The organism is Pseudoalteromonas sp. TAE79, from assembly GCF_000498015.1.
Lineage (GTDB): Bacteria > Pseudomonadota > Gammaproteobacteria > Enterobacterales > Alteromonadaceae > Pseudoalteromonas.
The window spans coordinates 1-7,148 of sequence record NZ_AUTL01000225.1 but is presented as its reverse complement, the minus strand read 5'-3'; the positions used below and the strand labels follow the sequence as shown (position 1 = coordinate 7,148).

Below are 7,148 nucleotides of genomic sequence, written 5' to 3'. Positions count from 1 at the left end.
TAATCGGGTAGCCGGAGGTCTCTAACCTCCAGCCCCCACACCACCCATCATGCGGGTCCGCAATGGGCGGTTCATCTCCCGTAATGAATATTGATCCAAATATCTTTCAATGACACTAAACCTTGTGATGCTAAATAGTCATTACCTAGCGCAATGTTAATTCCTTTTGTTTTTGAGCTTCTACAAGGGCCTTTACTGGTGATACCACAGGCTATGGCGAGTCGCTCGCTAACACCCAATTTCATTAAACTGCGTACTTTAGTGCGTGGTTTACGCCATTGTCGCCAGTAGCACATTCTTATCCTGCGACGGATCCAGTGATCTAAATCCACCGTTAATTGATAAGCATTGGCTATTAGGTAGTAGTGTCCCCAGCCGCGCAAATACTGCGTGAGTTTATGAATTTGTAGGGTCATTGAGATCCCCCAGTTGCGGTTAGTGAGTTCCCTGACATTTGCTTTGAATTTCTTTAGCGCCTGTTCGTGGATCTGCACTTGACCGTAACGGAATGTGAACCCGAGAAATTTTGAGCCTGATACTGGACCCACTCGACTTTTCGATTCGTTCACTTTGAGCTTTAATCGCTTAGTGATGAACGCAGTAATTTCCCGCTGGATTATTAATCCTTCGCTTTTCGTTTTTACTAAAATGATTATGTCATCAGCGTAACGTGCAAACTTAAGGTGTTTGTAGGTTAGCTTCTTATCTAATTCATCGAGTAAGATGTTGGAAAGCAAAGGGGATAATGGCCCACCTTGAGGGACTCCTTTGGTTGACTCAAACCACAGACCTGTTTCGCGCTCTGCGATCCCCGCTCGTAAGTATTTACCGAGTAGGCGCATGAGTGCTTTGTCTTTGATTTTACGGCCAGCACGATTCATCAGCATGTCATGATCTACTTCATCAAAGAACTTAGACAAGTCAATATCAACTGCTGTTTTATAACCTTGTTTAACACAAGATTGAACATGATTTACTGCTTGGCTGGCTCTTTTATGAGGGCGATAACCATAACTATGTGGTGAAAATAGAGGCTCAAAGTAAGGGCTAATCACTTGAGCAATAGCTTGTTGGATCACTCTGTCGATAACAGAAGGGATCCCAAGCATTCGCTCACCGCCATCGGGTTTGGGTATCATCACGCGTTTGACTGGCAAGGGTTGATAAGTGCCGCTAAGTAATTGTTGTTTAATACCCAGCCAATGTAACTTAGCGAAGTCATTAAATTCCTCAATACTCATATTATCAATACCCGCAGCCCCTTTATTGCGCTTAACATGTTGCCATGCTGCACCAATATTGTGGTTGCTCAGTACCCTTGCCATCAGGTCACGATCTGTTTTGTTGTATTCATTCGAGGTATTATTCACAGTCGAACGCTGTTCATCACTATCACAACACGGTGATCTATGTGAATTCAAGTTCATTTGTAGTATCTCCTCTGGTTAAGATGTTCAGGCCTTCACCGTGTCCCCTCCATTACGATGGGCGTTTGGCTACTATGCCGTCTGCTGACTTCTGATAAATCACTCTAGCGATTACTCGATAAAGCGCGTCGAAACTAACGCTTGTTTACTGCTATTTCGCTCGCTGTAGGTCGCAGCAACCAAAGCGCCAAGGGTTGAACAACCAGTCCCTAACTGGTAATCTCCAAGCGTTAGCACGGATGCGTGTTTATCAGATCTCCCCGAATAAGGTGCATCGACTTTCTCTGCACAACTGCATCATTTACGGTGGCCGTTAGATCACATGACTTCGCTATCTTGTGCTAGCTCGTCTCCAGCCTACGCCTCATATGATGTTTTTGTTCATCAGCTCACAGATTTGCTAGCGGCTTCCTCTAGACTATCTCTCGCGATTTAGCCCTTGCCATTCGCTAGTAGTTATCGTTTAATAACAGTATGTTATTTAAACGGTGATCTTCCTACAGAGGACTTTCACCTCATAAGTCAATGCCCATGTCGGGCGTACACAAGTGGTCCATCAGCAGTTGCGCCGAGCAGTGAGATGCATTTCACTTCCTATGATCTAACCAGTGGTGAGTTAGTCCCGCCATCAGATGTGGGCGAATCTGTGATGGAGTTTATTTTACAATTACATACCGATATGTTCTTAGGTTTACCCGGTATGTTATTTCTAGGGGCAATGGGCGTTTTATTTGTAGTATCAACCATCAGCGGCGTAGTTATTTACCGTCAATATATGCGCAAACTTGACTTTGGAACAATACGCCGACATAAATCAATACGACACAAGTGGTTGGATTACCATAATTTATTTGGGATTGTTACAGTTGCTTGGGTGTTAGTTGTAGGGGGAACTGGTGTGATTAATACACTTGAAGAACCCATTTTAGATACTTGGAGAGATAATAATTTAAAGCAGTTGCTATCTGAACATCAAGGTGGAGCTATTGTCGAGCCTAGCGCTTCATTAAGTGAAGCCGTTAAACAAGCTAAATTAATCGCGTCAAATATGACCTTACAATTTGTTGCTTTCCCTGGCAGTAAATTCTCAAGTAATCAGCATTATGCCATTTTCTTGCATGGCAATACCCCATTAACTAAGGAGCTTATTACTCCTGTATTGGTTGATGCAATTAATGGCGAAGTAATTGGACTAACTGAAATGCCTTGGTATGGCAAAGTACTCTCTTTATCAAGACCACTACATTTTGGAGACTATGGGGGATTATTTCTTAAAATATTATGGGCAATACTTGATATTATCACCATCATTATTCTAGGAAGTGGGCTGTACCTTTGGTATAAAAAGAATAAAAAAACTAATTTTAATCCAACCAGTAAAAAAAGTACGGAGTAGCTTATTGATGGCTAAACAGCTTTCTCGTTGGCAAATTTTCAAGTTGCCAATTATCCTATTTATACTTTCTATGACAGGTATAGTTGCAGCCTTACTTGTTGATGGCGAAATTGACTTACTTGCAAGCTTATCGATTGCTTCAACGCTTATAGTCACCGTGTGGTATATATTAAAGTAAAAAAGACTCGGAATTCGCACAGAAAACATGCTGTGCTTGCCGGTAACCGGATATCTATTTGCGTATCATACCTATGAAAATAGATAATTTTTTGATTCCCTATTTTCATATATAGATAAACAGAGGCTTAAAATTACGCATTACTTAAAATCAGAAAATAGCGAAGACGAAAGACACTTTTCCAAACGAAAACAGCTTTTTGAAGTTGCTTTATGCAGGGGGTAATCCCCATAGTTAGGCCGCTCGTTGTTATAAGTCCATAACCATTGCGTTGCTCTGTTTTGTAACTCTTCAATATCTCGATAAATATAATGACTTAACCAATCATATCTGACCGCTCGATTAAAGCGTTCAATATAAGCATTCTGTTGTGGATTTCCAAGCTGAATTTAGACTTGGTGAAGTCGTAATCATATTTAAAGTGATTCTAACCAAAATATACATTATGTTTAATGTAGGACTCATTTAGATTTATATTAAAATAAATCTTAAATTATAAAAAGTGAATTTTTTTCATTATCAACGAGGCAAATTTGATCAAAAATATTGAAATAAGTCACCTAAGAATATTAGATGCATTATATCAATCTGGCTCTGTTTCTGCAGTGGCCGAACAACTTTCTATTTCTCAACAAGCAGTTAGTTCGCAGTTGAAAAATATAAGGCATTTGTTAGGTGATCAGGTTTTTGTTCGATCTGGTCATGGTATGATACCAACGTCATATGGATTACATATCATGCCACATGTACAGCAAGTATTGGTGCATTTGAATAGTATTCCTGTGTATGAAGATACCCCTGTCAGCGAAATAGAACGTACATTTGTTATTTGTGCAACTGATTATGCCCAAGAGATATTACTTCCACTTACACTTAAAGAAATTAGAAAACGAGCTCCCAAAATAAAAATAATAGTGACTAATATAGAAAGTGTAAATCTAACTAAAAAAATGAATCAAGGCTTGATAGATGTTGTTCTTACAACAAGTGGTTATGTACCTGATGGACTTCTGTCAGTGGGATTATTTACTGAAAAGTACCGGTGTAGCTAAGGAGTTAAATTACCATCATCTAATTGAGCCAATTGCTCATTTAATCGCTCAAGGTGAGTTTCGTCACTATCGGCAAATTCTTTGTACTTGCTTACTAATTTGTTGAGTTTAGCATTTGGCACCTGAAAGAAATCGATATTTCTCTGAATGTCATCTGAGATCTTTTTTAAGCTAATCTCAAGCATTTTCTTATCATTCCCTCTAGGAAAAATATTAAATACTGGCTTAGAGTCGATAAGCTTTATGTAATAGCGCATACTACGGCCACCAGAGACTGAGGGGTCAATGATACCCTTACCAACCATGTCTTTAAGGTCACGAGTAGCGGTTGCTGGGGAGCAGCCTGTCATATTCTGGTATCGCTCTGAGTTGATACCGTTTTTGATTAAACCACTCTCACCGAACTCAAAAAACTTATTCACTACTTTATGCTGACGCTTATTCAAATCAGTATTTTTGTGATGATCCCAGAAGATAGATTTTTTCAGAATGAAATCTATCTTGTTTTTAGAGTCTACCTGAGCCTGTTTCGTTATTTCAACAAACCACTTAACCCATTCACTCAAATCAACCGACGGATTTATACGAGAGCTTTCTGCAAGTTTTTTATAGTATTCATCACGATTTTCATTGATGGGTGTTGAGATACTAAATAATGGCGGTATATCAAAATCCTGAAACAAAGCATGCTCAGAAATAGCACGAGCTATACGTCCATTTCCGTCATTAAAAGGATGTATTGATGTAAACCACATGTGTGCTACTGCAGAACGCACAGGCCCGGGAATATAAACGACATCTTCATCAGCATTTAATGGGGACGTTGTATTGTACCACTCAACAAAAGCAGCCATTTCAGCCTCAACTATTTCACCCGGAGGTCCCTCGAAAACGACTTCTTCATAATCACCGTGACCAGAAACTATATCAACAGAACCATCACGATATTCACCTACCTTTATATCTCGTTTTCCACAATACTCTTCTTGCCCGGTAAGTAATAATTTATGCCAGTCACAAATCATTTCTTTGGATAAGTTATTGGCAAAGTTGCTCCGTACATCAATCAATAAGGATGCAATACCATTTTCTTTATGAAATACACCTTTAGGCTGTGATAAGTCTAAATCAAGATAACGTGCAACAGAGGATCGAACTTCTTCACGGTTTAGATTTTCACCCTCAATTTTGCTCGTGTTGATAGCTTCTTCAACCATAAGATAAATATAAGCCTCAGACTTATTATTTTGCTCGAGCTGAGACACTTGACCTTGAAGGTTAGAAGAAATTTGGATGTATTCATTGATGGCCTTGCTCAGTCTGTCAGACTGATATGTAAAATTTGGCCAATCAGGATGTTGCCAGTTGTATTTTAAATACATAGTTTTACATCTCTTTTATTCTAATCATATTATTAATTATTTTGATGACATTAAAACCATCATTCTCACCAACACTATATTACCATCAACTTACACCTACTTTTGATTAGAATAAAGCATCTATTCTCATCATTTTGTATTTTCAATATATTTTTATCAAAATTTACCTGTTAGCTTGAAAAAAAACTAACAATTTAGTATTTATACGACACGCAGTGTGTGTTGCATAATCGCTTATTGGACTGAGGCGCTACCTGCTGGGTCTGTCAGAGTTGGTGTTCTTTATGCTATGGGAATTTACTTTTTATGATCTAAGCTACATCAAGCCAATTTCATCGGCATGTCTGCCGTATCTAAGCTATACCTGCATTGCTCAGCACTTATTATGTCCCTATTAAACCTAGTATTTAACAGTTAAGCAATGACATTTTTCACGCACAGCCGCTACTAGTCTGAACAATTAAGCAGGTTAACTTGTTGATTCTATTAAGCAGGCTAACTCGTTCGCTCTGTTTTAATCGTCACTGTATCCGACTCTGGTATACCAATAAATCGTAAGATGCCAACCTTGCATGACTGACAAGGCCAATAATGTAGTAATGGCGCTTTTTCTGTCTTTGCTTTCGGCTTAAGGGGTTTGAGTGGAGTTGATACCTGAGACCTTATTAACGCTAACTTTTGTTTACGACATGCATTGACTAAAAATCCATAACTCTAATACGCTCCACTGCTAATTTGATTTGCTTTACCTGAGCTACCGCGAGCAGCATATTAGCTTCTATAACATATTGATCCGTTGTAAGCGGAAGTGCATTTCCAAGATGGAACTAAAAACAGTACAAATTCAACGTAGCGGATTACACATACACCAAAATTAACTAACCACTCAAGCCACCAGATAGACACGCTTTTTAGTCATATGTCTGTAATACGGTTCAATATAAATGGGGGCAGTTAGGAGGCATAGCCGATAACATAACGTATAAATTGTATATGTTAGAAAATGATAAAATGGTTTACAAGGAAACAGTAAATTCACCTCAAAAAATATACGACCAAGCTTTAGATATTATTGTTGGAGTGCAAGCTTGCTCACAAGGAGCGTGTGGTAACATAGTCCAAATGTCAGGGCCTGTTAAAAAGCCTAATTACTGCTCTAGTGGGCCTTCTATATAAGATCTGACATCCATTTCATGCAAACAGGACCGATCATAAGAATTATCTGAACATAATGTGAACTACCCAGTGATCTTTAGTCGCTGGGTAGTTCACACAAATCAACTGTGAGTAAATAAGCCAACCAACTCAAGCTATACATGCCTAATCTACCCAATAGCGCCAAGTGCTCCATCTAAATCTAATGAGCCAAAGCGAGTTAATTTAGGTGGTGGTGAAAGGCGCACCACCACGAAGTGGTGGCTTTAATCAAATCCTTCCTGTTGAGCTAAATATTGCTTCACGATTTCAAGTGGCACACCTCCGCAACTAACCAGACAATAACTTCTGCTGTAAAAAACTGGCTTCCAGTAAAACTCACCCAAGTGTTCGGAAAACTCCTTTCGCACAAGTCTTGATGTAGCAGTTTTTAAACTGTTCACCATTTTACTTGGTTGCATCTTGGGATTAGCAGAAATTAAAAGGTGAAGGTGATCTGGCTCACCATTGCACTCCAAAAGCTCACAATCCCAAGATTTTAACAACCTTTTGTACTGA

Annotated in this window: 6 protein-coding genes and 1 pseudogene; 3 read left to right on the top strand and 4 right to left on the bottom strand. The window is 39.1% G+C overall.

What is annotated here, in order from left to right; translation table 11 throughout:
* Positions 1-71: 71 nt before the first annotated feature.
* Positions 72-1,427 carry a group II intron reverse transcriptase/maturase gene (gene ltrA, locus L655_RS0117690; RefSeq protein ID WP_024605783.1) on the bottom strand — a complete coding sequence of 452 codons (1,356 nt, stop codon included), beginning with the start codon at positions 1,425-1,427 and terminating at the stop codon, positions 72-74.
* Between the two features lie 439 nt (positions 1,428-1,866).
* Between ltrA and L655_RS0117685 the strand changes: the two genes are divergently transcribed.
* Both L655_RS0117685 and L655_RS1000000127620 read left to right on the top strand, forming a co-directional pair.
* Complete coding sequence (locus L655_RS0117685) at positions 1,867-2,823, top strand: PepSY-associated TM helix domain-containing protein (RefSeq protein WP_342626702.1); 957 nt, start codon at positions 1,867-1,869, stop codon at positions 2,821-2,823.
* Between the two features lie 7 nt (positions 2,824-2,830).
* Positions 2,831-3,001 carry a hypothetical protein gene (locus tag L655_RS1000000127620; RefSeq protein ID WP_198925098.1) on the top strand — a complete coding sequence of 57 codons (171 nt, stop codon included), beginning with the start codon at positions 2,831-2,833 and terminating at the stop codon, positions 2,999-3,001.
* A gap of 140 nt (positions 3,002-3,141) precedes the next feature.
* Here L655_RS1000000127620 and L655_RS1000000128115 read toward each other — a convergent pair.
* A pseudogene (locus L655_RS1000000128115) lies at positions 3,142-3,390 on the bottom strand (integrase core domain-containing protein); the annotation flags it as partial.
* Between the two features lie 144 nt (positions 3,391-3,534).
* Between L655_RS1000000128115 and L655_RS0117675 the strand changes: the two are divergent.
* Positions 3,535-4,053 (top strand): LysR family transcriptional regulator, encoded by a 519-nt coding sequence (locus L655_RS0117675; protein ID WP_024605782.1) that lies wholly within the window; start codon positions 3,535-3,537, stop codon positions 4,051-4,053.
* On the opposite strand, the gene L655_RS0117670 is transcribed toward L655_RS0117675, so the two are convergent.
* On the bottom strand, positions 4,050-5,435 hold the full coding sequence (locus tag L655_RS0117670; protein WP_024605781.1) for a DUF4172 domain-containing protein: 1,386 nt from the start codon (positions 5,433-5,435) through the stop codon (positions 4,050-4,052). The two genes, L655_RS0117675 and L655_RS0117670, sit on opposite strands and share 4 nt — an antisense overlap.
* Positions 5,436-6,856: 1,421 nt before the next feature.
* Positions 6,857-7,148, bottom strand: a 292-nt coding sequence (tnpA, locus tag L655_RS0117655) for an IS200/IS605 family transposase (protein ID WP_024605779.1), incomplete at its 5' end; no start/stop codon positions are given.

Excerpts from the sequence above, each read along its gene's own strand:
- L655_RS1000000127620 (WP_198925098.1), top strand. The coding sequence starts at position 2,831 with ATGGCTAAACAGCTTTCTCGTTGGCAAATTTTCAAGTTGCCAATTATC.
- L655_RS0117670 (WP_024605781.1), bottom strand. The coding sequence starts at position 5,435 with ATGTATTTAAAATACAACTGGCAACATCCTGATTGGCCAAATTTTACA.
- ltrA (WP_024605783.1), bottom strand. The coding sequence starts at position 1,427 with ATGAACTTGAATTCACATAGATCACCGTGTTGTGATAGTGATGAACAG.